Raw genomic sequence first — 15,600 nt, forward strand, 5'->3', positions numbered from 1 at the left:
CAGCCTATGACAAAGGCCCGGTCGAAGACTCGACCGGGCCAACGTCATCAGGCAATCACTTGGCGAGTTCGCCCTTCTTCAACTGATCGACGAAGTCCGGGTTGTCCTTCAGCCATTCAGCGACAGCCTTCTCATGATCGTCGCCTCCGTAGTGCTCATCGGAGAACATGAGGTTCTCGAGGCTGGCCAGGTGGTCATCGTCGAGAACGAGGTTCTGCAGCAGCTGCGAGACGTAAGGATGCTCATCTGCAGCTTCCTTGCCTGAGAAGCTGAAGATGCGCTCGGCATCGCCCATGGCACCCTTGGGGTCTTCGAGGTCGCGGACCGGGAAGGCGTCATAGGCCCAGTGCGGACGCCACAGAGTCACTGCAATGTTCTCATCGGCATCGGTCGACTTCTTCAGCTGCGCGAGCATCGCCGGGGTCGAAGAGATCTTGAAGTCGAGGTTGTCGAGCCCGTACTCCGGGATCGCCTTCTCCTTCGTGGTCTTCGTCAGACCGGCACCGGCGTCGATCCCGTACAGGATGTTGTTGTACTCGTCACCCATGTCCTTGAGATCGCCGATGGACTTGGCCGGGGAATCCTCGTTGACGGCGATGGTCAGCTTCGCATTGTCGTACCAGCAGCCGTGGTCGACGAGATCGTCGCCGTACTGTTCGAGGTAGCTCTCGTGAGTCAGCGGCAGCCAGCCGTCGGTGAAGAAGTCGATGTCGCCCTTGGCCACACCGGTGAACATCGGACCGGCATCGAGCTCCTTGGTGTCGACTTCATAGCCGTCTTCCTCGAGAATGTTCTTCAAGAGGTAGATGGTGGCGTACGACTCGTCCCAGCCGCTGAAGATGCCGAGAGAGACCTTCTTCTCGTCGTCCTCGGTGTCGGCGACGTCCTTCGAACCCTCACCGGGCTTGCACGAGGACCAGTCCTGTCCGCCGGCATTGGTCTCATCGTCACCGCCGCCGGCGGGCTCGCCACCGGAGTTGGACGCGCCGCATGCCGAGAGGACAAGCGCGCTGGCGGCGAGGATGCCGCCCAACTTGGTCAGAACTGACGTTTTCATATGACTCTCCTTTGGTAGTCGTTTCGGTTAGTTGAAGATTAGGCGGCCGCGGCCTTGCGAGCTCGCTCGATCGGGGTCTTCCTGCCCAGAGCAGCTGTGACGCGATCGAGGAAGATTGCGATGACCACGACGGCCAGACCGGCTTCGACGGCCAGTGGCACATCGACGTTCTGAATGCCGCCGACGACAGCACCACCGAGGCCGCCTGCGCCGACCATACCGGCGAGGACGACCATCGACAGGGCCAGCATGATGACCTGGTTGACACCCGCCATGATGGTCGGCATCGCCAGCGGGATCTGGATCTTCGAAAGAATGTGACCCGAGCTGGCCCCGAAGGCCTGACCGGCCTCGACGACTTCGGTGTTGACCTGACGGATCGCGAGTTCCGTCAGTCGCACTCCTGGAGGCAGAGCGAAGATGATCGTCGCCACTGCACCCGGCGTCTGGCCGATGCTGAACATGAGGATGGCCGGGACCAGGTAGGCCAGAGCCGGCATCGACTGCATGAAGTCGAGAACGGGTTTGACGACAGTCGAGACCCAACTCACCTTGGCAGCGAGGATGCCGAGTGGGATCGCAATGATGAGCGCGACGAGCACTGCCACGATGACAAGAGCCAAGGTCGACATCGTGTTGTCCCATTGGTCGAGGGCACGCACGAAGTAGAACCCGATGAGGGTGAATAGAGCGACCTTCCACCCCGCGGCGAAGAACGCGATCGCGGCCAGGATGATGATCATGACCAGATAGATCGGCGAGGAGAAGACGAGATAGAGAACCTCGTAGAGGCCGCTGAGAATGAAATTGATGATGTCCAGCAGCCACTGGAACGCTCCGATGAACCAGGTGAGGAAGTCGTTGACCCAGTCACCGACCGGAAGGCGCGGATTCATGAAGTCCATCAGTGCTTACCCCTTTCAGCGTCGGTGGCGCCTCGTGTGGCGGCACCGGTTCCCTCATCCGCACTGCCGGCGGCGGATTCGACGTCAGCCGAAGCGTCCGCCACTTCCGTCGGAGTCGCCTGTTCGTCGGTGAAAGCGGCGCCGTCTTCGCTGTCCGACTCAGCGGCACTCGGCGAGACGACGACCGGTTCCGAGGCTTCCTGCACAGGCGGGATCTCCCCGGTTGCGGGACCCGGATCGGCCATCGAGTTCAGCAGCGCCACGCGCGGCACGATGCCGAGCAGTCGCTGATTCTCATCGATGACGGTCAACGGAACCTTGGCCGCGGAGCTGGGCGCGAAGAGCTCCGAGATCGGAGTCTCGGGACGAACCGTGAACAGGTCTGTCTTCTCCACGATGTCGGCGATCGTCTGCTGCCCTTCGCGGGCGGCTCTGACCACGTTGCGGTCGCTGACCATGCCGAGCACGGTGCGATTGTCGTCGAGGACGAGCAGGCCCGAGGAGTTGCTGTCCTCGAGCGTGCGCATCGCCAGACGAGGGCCCGCTTCGATGCTGATCGTGGCCTTGGTCTCGCGCATGATCGAGGCGGCTGTGAGCACACGAGTGCGGTCGACGTCCTGAACGAACTCGGCGATGTAGTCATCGGCGGGCTGAGTCAGGATCTCCTCGGAGGTGCCGATCTGGACGATGCGTCCGTCACGCATCACCGCGATGCGATCGCCGAGGAACATCGCCTCGTTGAGGTCGTGCGTGATGAAGATGATGGTCTTGTTGAGCTTGGACTGAAGCTCCACGAGCTGTTCCTGCATCTCGCGGCGGATCAGCGGGTCGAGTGCGGAGAACGCCTCATCCATGAGCAGGATGTCGGTCTCCGCAGCGAGTGCGCGTGCCAGGCCGACACGCTGCTGCATTCCGCCGGAGAGCTGTTGCGGATATTTGTCGCCCCAGCCGTCGAGCCCGACGGCCTTGAGCCACTCCTCCGCCTTCTCCAGGCGCTGATTCTTCGGCATTCCCTGGATCTCCAGGGAATAGGCTGCGTTCTCACGCACCGTGCGGTGCGGCAGCAGAGCGAAGTGCTGGAACACCATCGACACGTGTTTGCCGCGGACCTTCCGCAGGGTCGACGAGTCCGCCGTCGAAATGTCCGTGCCGAGCACTTCGACGGACCCCCCGCTCGTATCCCAGAGTCCGTTGAGAGTACGGATCAGCGTCGACTTTCCCGAGCCCGACAGGCCCATGACGACGAAGATCTCGCCTTCCTCGACTTCGAAGCTCGCATCGATGACGGCAGCCGTGCCGAGCTTCGTGAGGTCCTTCCGGTCGGCCCCTTCTTCGAGCCGTTTGATCACTTCATTCGGCCGCTTGCCAAAGACTTTGTAGACATGTGATGCCTTGACGACAACGCTCATGTGCTTCCTCCTTGCATTCTTGGCTCTCCGCAAGAACGAGAGGCTTCACCCCCGTTTGCACGGTTCGGTGCTCGCAGATCCGATTGGTTCAATTGCGAACACGCCTCACCGCACACGGATATCTGATCCACCATTGTAGTTTTGTTCAGGAATTTCGGTAGATCTTTTATTGTCAATACTCGGTGTGGCGGCCTTGACTAGTGCTCTGACCTGGGGAAACGCAGGGTGCGACGTTACTTGATTGTTATAATCGGCAGTTGAGGCAGGTAGTTGTGACCTAAATGGATTTGCTGGCGAATGTGATTTCTTGATGGTGAAACGGAGCTTGCTCTTTCGCCTCGCCGGCGGCGAAGTCAGGAACGAGGCAGCGATTCGCTGAGGAAGCGGACGACAGCAGGCGTGACCACCTCGGCGAATTCCTCGAAGAATCCGTGCCTGCCTTCGGGGAGGATGAGCATCTGCGAACCGGCGATCCGCTCGTGGAGGATGTGCGCGTTGTCGACCGGGTTCATTCGGTCGTCGTCGCCGTGGACGATGAGCGTGGGCGCACTGATTTCGGGCAAGCGGTCCCAGGCATTGTGACCGGCGCTGATGCGCAGGTGGGCCGCCGATTCGGCAGGCGTCATCGTGTCATCGCCGAGCAGCTTGCTGTACTCCGACGGCACCGTCCATGCCGGAGTGTAGAAGAGATCGAAGAGGTAGCGGGTGTGCTCCTGGCCGCGCAGACGGGCGAGTGACTGTCCGACCTTGCGGGGGCGCTTGACCGAATGTGGGCCGCCCGGAGTCGTGCACCCGAGCACAAGCGCGCTGACCCGTTCGGGGAAGTCCAGGGCCAGCATCTGTGCGATCCGCCCGCCCATCGACGTGCCGTAGGCGGCGGCGCGCTCGACACCGAGGCGGTCGAGCACCTCGGCGGCATCGGCGGCGAAGCTTGTGGTGGAGAGTTCGCCGAGTTCACCCCGGCTGCCGCCGGTGCCCCGGTAGTCGAAGGTGATGGTGCGGAACTGCGGGGAGAAGTCCTCGCGCAGCTCAGCCCACCATTCGTGCGAGTTCGACTGGCCTTGCAGCAGGAGCAGCGCGGGGCCGTCTTCGGGCCCGCTGACCTGGATCGCGAGCGGAAATCCATCGCGTGTGCGGATCGTGTGCTCCCGCATCGTCTCCACTCGTGTCCTCCTGCCCGCGGGCGTGAGGTGAACGCCTACGCTTGAATCATGAAACCACTGCCGTTCCTCAATCCTGCCGCAGGATCGCCCGCCGTGCGCAATCCCGTCCGGCCGGCCGTGATCGTGCCGACCCAGGCCGTCGACGCCGAAGAGCTGACCGCGCAGTGCGCTGCGGCCGCGGCGACGGGCGCCGTCGATGCCATCGAATGGCGCATCGATCCCCTGCTCGCGCAGACGGCTGTTGCCGAGGCGGCGATCGGTGACGGTGCACACCCCGAGGACCTCTTCGCCGAGGCGGCCACCCGCACCGAGGAGGTGCTGCGGCTGCTGCCGCACGCGGCCGCGGCGGGGCTGCCGATACTTCTCACCGTGCGCACCGCGTTCGAAGGAGGCCTGGTCGAGATCACCGAGGGCGCCTACGCCGAGGTGCTGCGGCGTCTCATCACCGGTGTGACCGGAGCGGAGGCGGGCCCCGGCGGTTCCGCAGCAGCAGATGGGGCCGGAAACGCAACTGTGCCCGTGGCGATCGATGTGGAGATCGACCGGGCGGAGTCGCGTGCGCTCATCGCCGCGGCGAAGGAGAACGGCGTGCCCATCGTCGCGTCCCACCACAACTTCACGGCCACCGACCCGCTTGAAGAGCTGCGCGCGACATTTCGCACCATGGCCGAGGCCGGAGCCGATGTGGCGAAGGTGGCGATGATGCCGCAGACTCCTGCCGATGTGCTGCGTCTGTTGGACGCGACCGCCGAGGCGGCTGCGTCCTCGAGTCACCCCGTGCTCGGGATCTCGATGGGCCCATTGGGGCGGACCAGCCGAATCATGGGGTCAGACTTCGGCAGCTGCGCCTCGTTCGCGCAGCTGGGCACGGCTTCAGCGCCCGGTCAGATCGATGCGGTGGATCTCGCCGAGGTCTATGACCGGATCTACCGCTGAAGGGTCAGTCGAAGCTCTCTTCGATCTGCTTGCGGAACTTCTTCGGCAGGGCCTCCTCGCCGAAGTTGTTGCGCACGGTGTTCGCGGCGATGCGCTGCACCACGAGCTGTGCCACGGCCACACCGACACCGGAGACGATCGTCCAGGCGAGAGCTTCGGACATCGAGATCTCGTCATCGACGGGGTTCGACGGCGCCGGACGCTTCGTCGACTTCTCCCAGGCGACGGTCAGGGTCTTGCGAGCGACGAATGCGGCTGCGATGGGTGCTCCCACGCCGATGATCTGCCAAGCGAGCTTTCCCATGCTCGTGTCCTTTCCTTGAAGCTCAAACCCACGGCGACGCTGCGCCGTGTGAACGAAGTCCGTCCGAGACAACACTAACGCAGGACGGTGCCGGCGAAGCCAGGCGGCACGTCCCCCGATCGCGCAACATCACCGACTCGGGTGCGCGAGACCGATGTTCTCGGAAGCAGAACCCCTCCTTCTCGAGGGCCTCGGGGTCTCCGCCGCCTCGCGACAACGGCGCTGATCGCAGAAAGTCTCTCCATCTCATACTTTTGGGGGATGTGCGAATGACCTCGGCCGGGATAGCTTGAGATGACGATTCGGTGGGACGCGGGAAGGTCCGTGCCGAATCGTGACGAGAAAGGCGCATGATGCTGAGGAAGTGGAAGACGAGGATCGTCACCGCACTGTTCGTCTGTGGTGGCCTCGGATTCCTGCTGGTGCTGCTGCCCGGCCTGTCCGGTGTTTTCTGGCCGTTGTGGTTGGCCAGCTGCACCGTCTGCATCCTCGGGCTCGTGCTCGCCTTCACCCTCCCCTCGTCGGCACCCGCCGACACCCTGCCCCGGGCCTGAGGGTCCGGGGCAGCGCATCCCTGCTTGCCTCCCACCCGCAATGCCGACCGGCGAGACCCGCGGATCATACGAACCGTCGGCCGAGAGTCTCAGCCGAAGAGCCTCGCCGAACTGCCGGCTTCAGCCCGCGCGGACGATCGCTTGGAACCTCGCGGTGAGCTCCTCGTCGACGGGAATCGCATTCCCATCGAGTTCGCGCAGTGCCACGGCCGTGCGCATCGACGAGACGAACCACGCCGCATCGGCGGTCTTGACGTCTTCGAGGCGCAGATCGGCGTACTCGGCGCGCAGCCCCACCTCTTCGGCGCGATCGAAGATCAGCCTCTGCGTCGTACCGGCGAGCAGACCCGCTTCGGGGTCCGGGGTGAGGAGGCGGTCGCCTCGGCGGATGATGAGATTCGCGGTCGGGCCCTCGAGGACGATGCCGTCATGGGAGACGAAGAGCGCCTCTTCGGCGCCATGCGCCGCGGCATAGCGGCCGGCTGCCTGGTTGACGGCATAGGACAGGGTCTTCGCCCCGATGAGCAGCCACGGGGCCTTGCTGCCGATATACGCGTCGAAGCCGCGGTCGAGGCTCACTGCCGTGACGCCCTGCGCCCGTGCGGAGCGGATGTGGTCGTCCACGGGCACCGGGAACGCCCACCCGCGGGGCCGGAACTGTCCGTCAGCGCCCTGCTGGCCGCGGGACATCGCGTAGCGGATCCCGAACTCGCTGATTCCCGGCTCGGCGTCGGCCACCTCGGCGATGATCGCGTCGATGACCCGATCCCACAGCCCCTCGTCGGGATCCGGCAGCTCCAGCGCCGAGGCGGAGCTGCGGAACCGTGTGAAGTGCCGTTCGCGATTGACGACGGTGGCACCGTCGACGCCCATGCTGACGAGGACGGTTTCGAAGATTCCGTCCCCGCGATGGGCGGAGTGATCGGTGACCGGCAGCTGCGCGGCGGCCAGGTCGGCGAATTCGAAACTCGCGGTGGTGGGATCGACGAGGACGAGCGGATCGCTCATGCGGTACCTCCGAAGAACAGGCCGAGGATGTAGGTGATGGCGGCGGCCCCGAAGCCGATTCCGAGCTGACGCAGCGCGCGCGGTCCGGGGGACTTGCCCGAAAGCAGACCGACGATGCCGCCGGTGAACAGCAGGGCGATGCCGACGAGGCCGGCGGACAGGAATACGGCGGGCAGCCCGGACATGCCGAAGATATAGGGCAGGATCGGGATGAGGGCACCGGAGGAGAAGAAGCAGAAACTTGAGACGGCGGCGCCGAGGCCGGTGCCGAGTTCGTCGCGATCGACCCCGGAGTCGACGGTCGGCAGCTTCGGCGCCCGCTTGTTCTTCGCTGCCGCGATCGTGCGGTTCGCGCGCGCTTCGGCCTCCCGGGCGTCCATGCCGCGAGCACGGAAGACGAGGGCGAGCTCATTGGCGTCGATGTTGAGGTCGGCCAGAGCGTGCCGCGACTCGGGATCCGGGGTCGAGGCTTCGAGGAGTTCGCGTTGAGAGCGCACGGAGATGTACTCACCGGCACCCATCGACAGGGCTCCGGCGAGCAGACCGGAGGCGCCGGTGAGCAGGATGACCGTGTTCGACACGCCGGCCGCGCCGACGCCGAGGACGAGCGCGAGGTTCGAGACCAGCCCGTCGTTGGCGCCGAAGACGGCGGCACGGAAGTTGCCGGACAGGCGGGCTCGGGAGCGGGCGGCCAGGGCCCGGACCACCTCGGCGTGGATGCGTTCGTCGGCCGCCATCTCCGCCGAAGCCGCCTCGTCGTCCTCATAGGGAGAGCTCGTCTCGGACTGCTGTGCCAAGGCGAGGACGAAGACCGAACCGAACATCCGGCCGAGGAAGGCGAGGCAGCGGGTGACGAGGTCGGCGGAGCGACGCTTCTCCGCATGTTCGCCCAACAGCGTGATCCAGTGCTCCTGGTGGCGGGATTCGGCGGTGGCGAGGCTGAGGAGGATCTCGCGGTCTTCGCCCGTGCGGCGTTCGGCGAGGTCGCGGTACACGCGTTCCTCGAGCCGTTCGTTGGCGAGGTAGCGCTGCCAGCGGCGAATGGTCCGTCTGTCAGGTGAGGCGGGCTGCTGGGCCCCACCGACGGAGTCGTTGGTCGTCACTGGCCCGAGTCTAATCCGGCGCGCGGGGTTCGGTACAGGCGGGTGCCGGCGGGCTGCGTGGTCGCGCTCCAGTGCGCATGAAATCAACGAGTGACCGGTTGTTATCAATTCGTGACATTAAACCCGGCGAATGTCGACTAGATTAAAGCCCAATGTGAGTTGTGTCACCGTTTCGTTATAGAAGAATGTGATTCGTTACCAACGGCGAGTCATGACGGAACGTCAGAATCGAGCTTCCCCGCAAGCGCAGTCGTGGAGGCCGCCACCGATATGGACAGCCATGTCGGAGCGGTCGATTCCGGCGCGCCTTCCCCAGCGATTCCTCGGGCACAGACGAAGGAGCGAAAGGAACTCCATGAAGTTGCGCACGAAGAGCTGGCTGGCGATCACCGCCTCGGCCGGCCTGATTCTGGGCGGGGTGAGTCCGGCGCTGGCCGCAGGCCCCGCCGGCCCGACCGAACACACCGACATGGGCGTCAACGGTGACGCCGTGATGGATCATCTGCAGAAGCTCTCCGACATCTCGACCTCGCATACGGACGAAGGATTCCGTGCGTTGGGCACCCCCGGCTACGAAGAGGCCGTGGAATACGTCGAGGACACCCTCGAGGCCACAGGCGCCTTCGACGTCACTCGTCAGGCCTTCCAGCATGATCAGCAGAAGTTCCCCACTGTCGCGGTCAGCGTCGACGGGGAGGAGCTCGAGGTCGTACCCGCCGAGTACACCGAGGGCACGACCGAACCGCTGACCGACCTGCCCATCGTGCTGCCGGTCGATGACGACTACAGCGACCTGGCAGGCGGACAGCTCGGCTGTGAGGCCGGCGACTACGACGACAGTGCCGAAGGTGCGCTCGTGCTCGTCGTCCGCGGGGAATGCGCCTTCGGGGAGAAGACCCAGGCCGCCACCGATGCCGGAGCCGCCGCAGTCCTGCTCTACAACAACGACGAAGAGAACCCCGACGATGCGCTCAACGCCACCCTCGGCGAGCGCACGGAGGGCAATGCTCCCACTGTGGGGGCGAGCTTCAACATCGGCAACGATGTCCTCACCCAGGTCCAAGAGGCCGCCGAAGACGAGGCCCCGACCGCGGACTTCACCCTGGAGACCGAGTTCACCACCTCGACGACCTGGAACGTCATCGCCGAGACCAAGGCGGGCGATCACGACAACGTCCAGATGCTCGGTGCTCATCTCGACAGCGTCGAAGAGGGCCCCGGAGTCAACGACAACGGTTCCGGCTCCGCAGCCCTCCTGGCCAGCGCCGAGGCGCTCGCTCAGCAGCCGTCCGACGTCGACAACGCCATCCGCTTCGGGTGGTGGGGAGCTGAGGAGGAAGGCCTCGTCGGCTCGACCCACTACGTCGAGAGCCTCGACGATGCGGAACTGGGCAAGATCCAGTCGTACATGAACTTCGACATGATCGGCTCGGACAACTTCATCGTCGGCACCCTCGACTCCGACGGCTCCGATGTGCCGATTCCCGACGACGTCAACGTCCCCGAAGGCTCGGCCGAACTCGAGAAGATCTTCACCGACTACTTCGCGGACATCGACCAGCCGAACGTCGGCACCGATTTCTCCGGACGCTCGGACTACCAGGCGTTCATCGACAACGGCATTCCTGCCAGCGGCCTGTTCTCCGGCGCAGACGGCACGAAGACCGCCGAAGAAGCCGAGATGTTCGGCGGCACGGTCGGGGCGAAGCACGACACGAACTACCACCAGCCCACCGACACGATCGAGAACGTGAGCAAGGAGTCGATCGACATCTTCGCTCCGGCGATCGGATTCGCCGTGCACACGCTGGCCTACGAGCTCGTCGACGCCCCGACGACCCCGCCGACGGATCCGCCGACGGATCCGACCGATCCTCCGACCCAGACCCCGACCGACACGCCTGCCGAGCGGGCGCTGAGCATCGATCCGACGACGATCGAGGCCGAGGCCTTCGTCGGTGACAAGGGAGTCCAGGTCACGGCCACCGGCTGCACCGCCGACACCACGGCGACGATGAACGTCGACCCGCAGAACGGGAAGATCGAGAAGTTCGAGCAGACCGCGACGGTCGACGCGGACAGCACGGCACGCTTCGGAGTGCGCGGACTCGATGACTCGATGGTCGACAGCTACATCGGCACCTATGCCGTCACCGTCGACTGCGACGGGGGCGAGCCGCTGACCGGATCCTTCGAAGTCGTCGCCGCCGAAGACGGCTCCGGTGGCGGTGGCGGGGGAGACCTGCCCCGCACCGGCAACGAGGCCATGCCGCTGATCATCTCGGCCGGAGCGCTCATCGTGCTCGGTGTCCTGATGACTCTGGGCTCGCGTCGTCGCCGCGACTGAGAATCACACACCCACGGGTCGGTGACCGATGAGGTCGCCGACCCGTGTGGTCATTCACCCGGCGGAGCTGCGGGCATTCGACTCGCTGGCGTGGGGTCGCCGCCGTACGGATGCTCGTTTCGCCGCCGCGGGGTCGTTCGCTCCGCTGAGACGAATCCGCTCGGTCGGCGGTCTTCAGCTCACGTCCAACCCGACCAGGGACAATGGACTTCTGTGACTCCAAAACGTTTCTTCACATTCTTCGCAGTGGCCGAGACCGTCACCTGGTCTCTGCTCATCATCGGCATGATCCTCAAGTACGTCACGCACACCACCGAGGTGGGGGTGCGGATCGGCGGGGGCATCCACGGCTTCATCTTCATCTGCTTCGTCATCGCCGTCATCGGCGTCGGAACCTCGCAGCAGTGGAGCAAGCGGCGCATCGCCACGGGGCTCGGCTCGGCGATCATCCCCTACGCCACCATCCCGTTCGAGCGATCCGTCGAGAAGACCGGATCCCTCGAGGGCGAGTGGGGGCTCGGCCGCCGCGGTCGCGCGCCGGTCGGCTGGTTCGAGAAGCTCACCTCGTGGTGCATTCGGTACCCGTGGTGGGCCATCGGCATCGGCGTGGTCTTCGTCATCGTCGTCTTCTCGGGTCTGCTCGTGGCGGGCCCGCCCTGGGAATGGGGCAGATGATCGGCAGGTCCGCCCTGTTCTGTGTCGGTGGGCTCGCTTAGGATGAGTGGGGTCGGCCGGTGATCGGCCGACGGCACACCCCACTGCGATGAAAGGCCCACTGATGGACCTGCTACTCGGCGCCGGAGGAATCGGCGTCCTCGTCCTCGTCATTCTGATCGCACTGTTCGTGATCCTCCGCTCCTACAAGATCGCCTCCCCGTCCGAGGCGCTCATCATCACCGGGCGGAACGCATCGGGCGCTTCGGGCACCGGTCGCATCGTCATCGGCGGTCGCTCTGTCGTCTATCCGATCGTGCAGAAGGCGTTCATCCTCTCGCTGTCCTCGCGGCAGATCTCCGTCGAGATCGACGGCATCTCCATCAACGGCATCGCGCTGCGGCTGCGCGGCGTGGCGCAAGTCAAGGTCGGCGGCACCGAGGACGATGTGCGCAGGGCCGCGCAGCGCTTCCTCGACCAGCAGGATCAGATCGACCACTATTCGAAAGAGATCCTCTCCGGCACGCTGCGCGCCGTGGTCGGCACGCTCACGGTCGAGCAGATCATCCAGGACCGGGCCTCCTTCGCCGCTCAGGTGCAGGAGGAATCTGCGCACTCGATGAACAACCAGGGCCTCATCATCGACACCTTCCAGATCTCGGCGGTCGAGGATGAAGGCAGCTACCTGCGCGACTGGGGCCGTCCGCAGGCCGCCGAGGTGGCGAAGAACGCCGCCATCGCCGAGGCGAACGCCGGCCGCGCCTCCGCTGTTGAGGAAGCGCAGCAGAACGAAGAGACGCAGAAGCAGCAGGCGCTGACCGACCAGGCGATCGCCGAACAGCAGCAGCAGCTCGCGCTGCGTCGTGCCGCTCTGAAGGAAGAAGCCGATCAGCGTCAGGCCACTGCCGACAACGCCGGCCCCTTGGCCGCTGCGGCGGAGAAGCAGAAGCTGCTCGAACGCGATCGCGTGGTGGCCAAGGAGGCCGCAGAGCTGCGCGCCGAACAGCTCGACGCCGAAGTGCGTCGTCCAGCCGATGCCGAGCGCTATCGGCAGCAGGCGACCGCCGATGCCAGGGCCTACGAGATCGAGGCGCAGGGTCGGGCTGAAGCCGCGGCCGAGCTGCACCGTCGGTCGAAGGACGCCGAGGCGATCCGGCTCGAGGGCGAAGCCGAAGCCGATGCGATCCGGGCGCGCGGTGAAGCCGAAGCCGAGGCGCTGCAGGCGCAGGCCGAGGCGTACAAGCAGTTCAACGATGCGGCCGTGCTGTCGAAGGTGCTCGAAGTGCTGCCGACCGTGGCCGGCGAGCTCGTGGCGCCGTACGCGAACATCAAGGATCTTTCGATCGTGTCCACCGACGGAGAGTCGAAGCTGGCGAACTCCGTGTCGAACAACCTCGCGCAGGTGCTCGAAGTGGTGCGGGGCACGACCGGTGTCGACCTCACCGATCTCGTGGCCAAGGCGAAGGGCTCCGGCGGGGCGGGTTCGGCAGGATCGGACGATTCCTCGTCGCCCGAGGGCGGAGGACCGGCCGATTCGTCTGCGTCCTCGGGCGAGGGAACAGATGAGGTTGTCGATGGGGTCGTCGCGGACGGTCCGGCGTCTGCTGGGCCGCGGGCGAACCGCACGAGCTTCGACCCGAAGTCGTTCCTCGATGACAGCGGCGTCGACCTCGACCGGATCGGCGATGAGGTGAAGAAGGCGACCGGCTTCGATGTGCAGTCCTATATCGACGAGGCGAAGCGCCGCCTCGACGAGCGTGGAGCGGCCGGCGGCTCCGGAGAGGATTCGGATTCAGACACGGATTCGGGCTCGGACTCGGATCCGGACTCGGACGAGGGCGATACGCGTTCCGAGGACTGACTGGCTCAGCGGACCCTGTTGTTGATTCAGCGGGCCCCGGTGTACGCGGCACGGGCACCGATCAGACGATCTGGTCGGTGCCCGCTGCCGTTCCCGGCCCCTTCTGTGCGGGTGAGCAACGTCACCGCAGGCACTGTATATAAACGCATGTGCATATGTTAATGTGTTGAGTCGGGAGGTTCATATGGCTCATGATCATTCGCATGGTTCGGGATCGCGGCGTCAGCTGGGAATCGTTTTCGGCATCGTCGCTGCGATCTTCGTCTTCCAGCTCATCGGCTCCGTCATCACCGGCAGTCTCGCGCTGCTCGTCGACACCGGCCACAATGCCGTCGACCTCATCGGCATCGGCATCGCACTCTTCGCGGCGACGCTGGTCAACAAACCGGCCGGTGGGCAGAAGACCTGGGGATTCAAGCGTGCCGAAGTGCTTGCCGCGGGTGCGCAGGCGACTCTGCTGTTGGGCCTCGGCGTCTACAGCCTCATCGAGGGCGTCCGCCGGTTCTTCGCCCCGCCTGAGGTGCCCGGGCCGGGCCTGCTGCTCTTCGGGGCCATCGGTCTGGTCGGCAATCTCGTTTCGATCGCCATCCTCAGCTCCTCGAAGGAGAATTCGCTCAACCTCAAAGCGGCATTCCTGGAAGTCATCGCCGATGCGCTCGGGTCCGTGGCCGTCATTCTCGCGGCGCTGTCGATCTGGCTCTTCGGCTGGGAGCGCGCCGACGCGGTGGCGGCGCTGGTCATCGCGGCCCTCATCGTTCCCCGCGCCTTTTCGATCCTCCGAGAGACCGGGTCGATCCTCCTCGAGGTCGCTCCGAAGGAACTCGACCTGGACAAGGTTCGGGAGCATCTCGAATCGGTCGAGCACGTGCAGGAGGTCCACGATCTCCACGTCACCCGCATCGATTCGAATCTGCCGGTGCTCACCGCTCATGTGGTGCTTGCCGACGAATGCTTCTACGACGGACATGCTCCGCGCATCCTCAAGGCTCTCCAGGAGTGCCTGGCCGAGCACCACAAGATCGCGATCGAACACTCGACCTTCCAGTTCGACCGCGCGAAGGATGCCGCCGAGGAGATCCACACCCACGAGTGATCCTCGGCGGGCGGAAATCACTGCCCGGGCAGGATCTCCACTGAATCGGTGCGGAAGCGTTCGAGCTTGGCCGGGTCGATCGAGACACCGAAGCCGACGCCGGTGGGAACGTCGACCTTGCCGTCGTACATGACGATCTCCTCGGTGATGTCCTCGCGGAAGAAGCGGTTCGAACCGGAGATGTCGCCGGGCAGAGTGAAGCCCGGCAGTGAGGCCAGGGCCGCGTTCGCCGCGCGCCCCAGACCGGTTTCGACCATTCCGCCGTGCCACACGGCGACACCGTGAGCGGCGGCGAGATCATGGATCTTCTTCGCTTCGATGAACCCGCCGACCCGTCCGGGTTTGATGTTGATCACCGAGGTGGCTCCGAGCATGATCGCGTCGGCGGCCGCCTCGGCGGAGACGATGGACTCGTCGAGGCACATCGGGGTGTCCATGAGCTTCGCCAGTTCAGCATGCTGCCGGATGTCGGCCTCGCCGAGGGGCTGTTCGATGAGCAGGAGCCCGAATTCGTCGAGGCGGCGCAGGTGGGCGGCATCGACGAGGGTGTAGGCGGCGTTCGCATCGACCTGGAATCCGAAGTCATCGCCGAAGGCCCTGCGCACAGCGGCCACCGGGGCAATGTCCTTGCCGGGTTTGATCTTCAGCTTGATCCGGGCGTAGCCCTCTTCGAGGTAGCCGCCGATGACGTCGACGGTCTCCTCGACGGAATCCTGAATGCCGACCGACACACCCGAGGGCACCGAGTCGACGACCCCGCCGAGGTAGTCCTTGAACGACTGGTCGTTGAGTTTGAGCTGGGCTTCGATGACAGCCATCTCGAGAGCCGACTTCGCCATCGGATGACCGATGACATGACGCAGATGCCATGACACCGTCTCCGCGGTGAGGTCCTCGACGTCGAAGAGCAGCGGGGCCAACCAGCGACGAGTGACGTCGATGCCGGCGGCGACGTATTCGGAGGAGTAGAGCGGGGAGATCATCGCCACGGACTCGCCCCAGCCGGTGATCTCACCCTTGGCCGTGTCGAACACCGCTTCGACGAGGTAGCAGTCCTTCTCAGTCTCCCGCATGAACGAGGTCTCGAACGGTGTCACGAGCGGAATCGAGACCTGGTGAAGGGTGACTGACTTGAGTTTCATGTGCCGGGCTCCTAATGCGCAACTCTGCGGGTGGGTCTTCGCCTCCACCTTATGCCAGGCTCTG

General features: G+C 65.0%; 14 protein-coding genes. 6 read left to right on the forward strand and 8 right to left on the reverse strand.

Annotated features, from left to right (window positions below; all coding sequences use genetic code 11):
- Window positions 1-55: 55 nt before the first annotated feature.
- From ACQE2J_RS01865 to ACQE2J_RS01880, 4 genes are all read right to left on the reverse strand, one after another.
- Window positions 56-1,057: a glycine betaine ABC transporter substrate-binding protein gene (locus ACQE2J_RS01865; protein WP_135541605.1), complete on the reverse strand. Its 1,002-nt coding sequence runs from the start codon at window positions 1,055-1,057 to the stop codon at window positions 56-58.
- A 38-nt stretch (window positions 1,058-1,095) separates the two neighbouring features.
- Window positions 1,096-1,953, reverse strand: a complete 858-nt coding sequence (locus ACQE2J_RS01870; RefSeq protein ID WP_205683379.1) for an ABC transporter permease — start codon at window positions 1,951-1,953, stop codon at window positions 1,096-1,098.
- Window positions 1,954-1,961: 8 nt separating this feature from the next.
- Window positions 1,962-3,371: a quaternary amine ABC transporter ATP-binding protein gene (locus ACQE2J_RS01875; protein ID WP_135541601.1), complete on the reverse strand. Its 1,410-nt coding sequence runs from the start codon at window positions 3,369-3,371 to the stop codon at window positions 1,962-1,964.
- 353 nt (window positions 3,372-3,724) lie between these two features.
- Entirely contained in the window at window positions 3,725-4,525 is an 801-nt protein-coding gene (locus ACQE2J_RS01880; RefSeq protein WP_167854472.1) for an alpha/beta fold hydrolase, read from the reverse strand.
- 57 nt (window positions 4,526-4,582) lie between these two features.
- Between ACQE2J_RS01880 and ACQE2J_RS01885 the strand changes: the two genes are divergently transcribed.
- The gene (locus tag ACQE2J_RS01885) at window positions 4,583-5,470 is read left to right on the forward strand and encodes a type I 3-dehydroquinate dehydratase (protein ID WP_135541597.1); all 888 of its coding nucleotides are present in this window, start codon (window positions 4,583-4,585) and stop codon (window positions 5,468-5,470) included.
- A 4-nt stretch (window positions 5,471-5,474) separates the two neighbouring features.
- Here ACQE2J_RS01885 and ACQE2J_RS01890 read toward each other — a convergent pair whose 3' ends face one another.
- Window positions 5,475-5,774 carry a DUF4235 domain-containing protein gene (locus ACQE2J_RS01890; RefSeq protein WP_135541595.1) on the reverse strand — a complete coding sequence of 100 codons (300 nt, stop codon included), beginning with the start codon at window positions 5,772-5,774 and terminating at the stop codon, window positions 5,475-5,477.
- Between the two features lie 350 nt (window positions 5,775-6,124).
- Between ACQE2J_RS01890 and ACQE2J_RS01895 the strand changes: the two genes are divergently transcribed.
- On the forward strand, window positions 6,125-6,328 hold the full coding sequence (locus tag ACQE2J_RS01895; RefSeq protein ID WP_135541593.1) for a hypothetical protein: 204 nt from the start codon (window positions 6,125-6,127) through the stop codon (window positions 6,326-6,328).
- A gap of 120 nt (window positions 6,329-6,448) precedes the next feature.
- Here ACQE2J_RS01895 and ACQE2J_RS01900 read toward each other — a convergent pair whose 3' ends face one another.
- Both ACQE2J_RS01900 and ACQE2J_RS01905 read right to left on the reverse strand, forming a co-directional pair.
- Complete coding sequence (locus tag ACQE2J_RS01900) at window positions 6,449-7,336, reverse strand: aminotransferase class IV (protein ID WP_135541591.1); 888 nt, start codon at window positions 7,334-7,336, stop codon at window positions 6,449-6,451.
- The gene (locus tag ACQE2J_RS01905; protein ID WP_135541589.1) at window positions 7,333-8,439 is read right to left on the reverse strand and encodes a VIT1/CCC1 transporter family protein; all 1,107 of its coding nucleotides are present in this window, start codon (window positions 8,437-8,439) and stop codon (window positions 7,333-7,335) included. The genes ACQE2J_RS01900 and ACQE2J_RS01905 overlap by 4 nt, the downstream gene beginning before the upstream one ends.
- Before the next feature lie 355 nt (window positions 8,440-8,794).
- On the opposite strand from ACQE2J_RS01905, the gene ACQE2J_RS01910 reads away from it, so the two are divergent.
- From ACQE2J_RS01910 to ACQE2J_RS01925, 4 genes are all read left to right on the forward strand, one after another.
- Window positions 8,795-10,786, forward strand: coding sequence for a M28 family peptidase (locus ACQE2J_RS01910; RefSeq protein WP_135541587.1), 1,992 nt, complete (start codon window positions 8,795-8,797; stop codon window positions 10,784-10,786).
- A gap of 213 nt (window positions 10,787-10,999) precedes the next feature.
- Complete coding sequence (locus ACQE2J_RS01915) at window positions 11,000-11,461, forward strand: DUF3817 domain-containing protein (protein ID WP_135541585.1); 462 nt, start codon at window positions 11,000-11,002, stop codon at window positions 11,459-11,461.
- A gap of 103 nt (window positions 11,462-11,564) precedes the next feature.
- A complete protein-coding gene (locus tag ACQE2J_RS01920) occupies window positions 11,565-13,301 on the forward strand; it encodes a flotillin family protein (protein WP_135541583.1) in 1,737 nt (578 codons plus the stop codon).
- A gap of 184 nt (window positions 13,302-13,485) precedes the next feature.
- Entirely contained in the window at window positions 13,486-14,394 is a 909-nt protein-coding gene (locus tag ACQE2J_RS01925) for a cation diffusion facilitator family transporter (protein WP_426936963.1), read from the forward strand.
- Window positions 14,395-14,411: 17 nt separating this feature from the next.
- Here the strand turns inward: ACQE2J_RS01925 and menC are convergent, their stop codons facing one another.
- Complete coding sequence (gene menC / locus ACQE2J_RS01930) at window positions 14,412-15,536, reverse strand: o-succinylbenzoate synthase (RefSeq protein ID WP_426936964.1); 1,125 nt, start codon at window positions 15,534-15,536, stop codon at window positions 14,412-14,414.
- Window positions 15,537-15,600 lie beyond the last annotated feature (64 nt).

The sequence above is a fragment of the Brevibacterium sp. LE-L genome (assembly GCF_050214925.1).
In the GTDB taxonomy this organism is placed as follows: Bacteria; Actinomycetota; Actinomycetes; order Actinomycetales; family Brevibacteriaceae; genus Brevibacterium.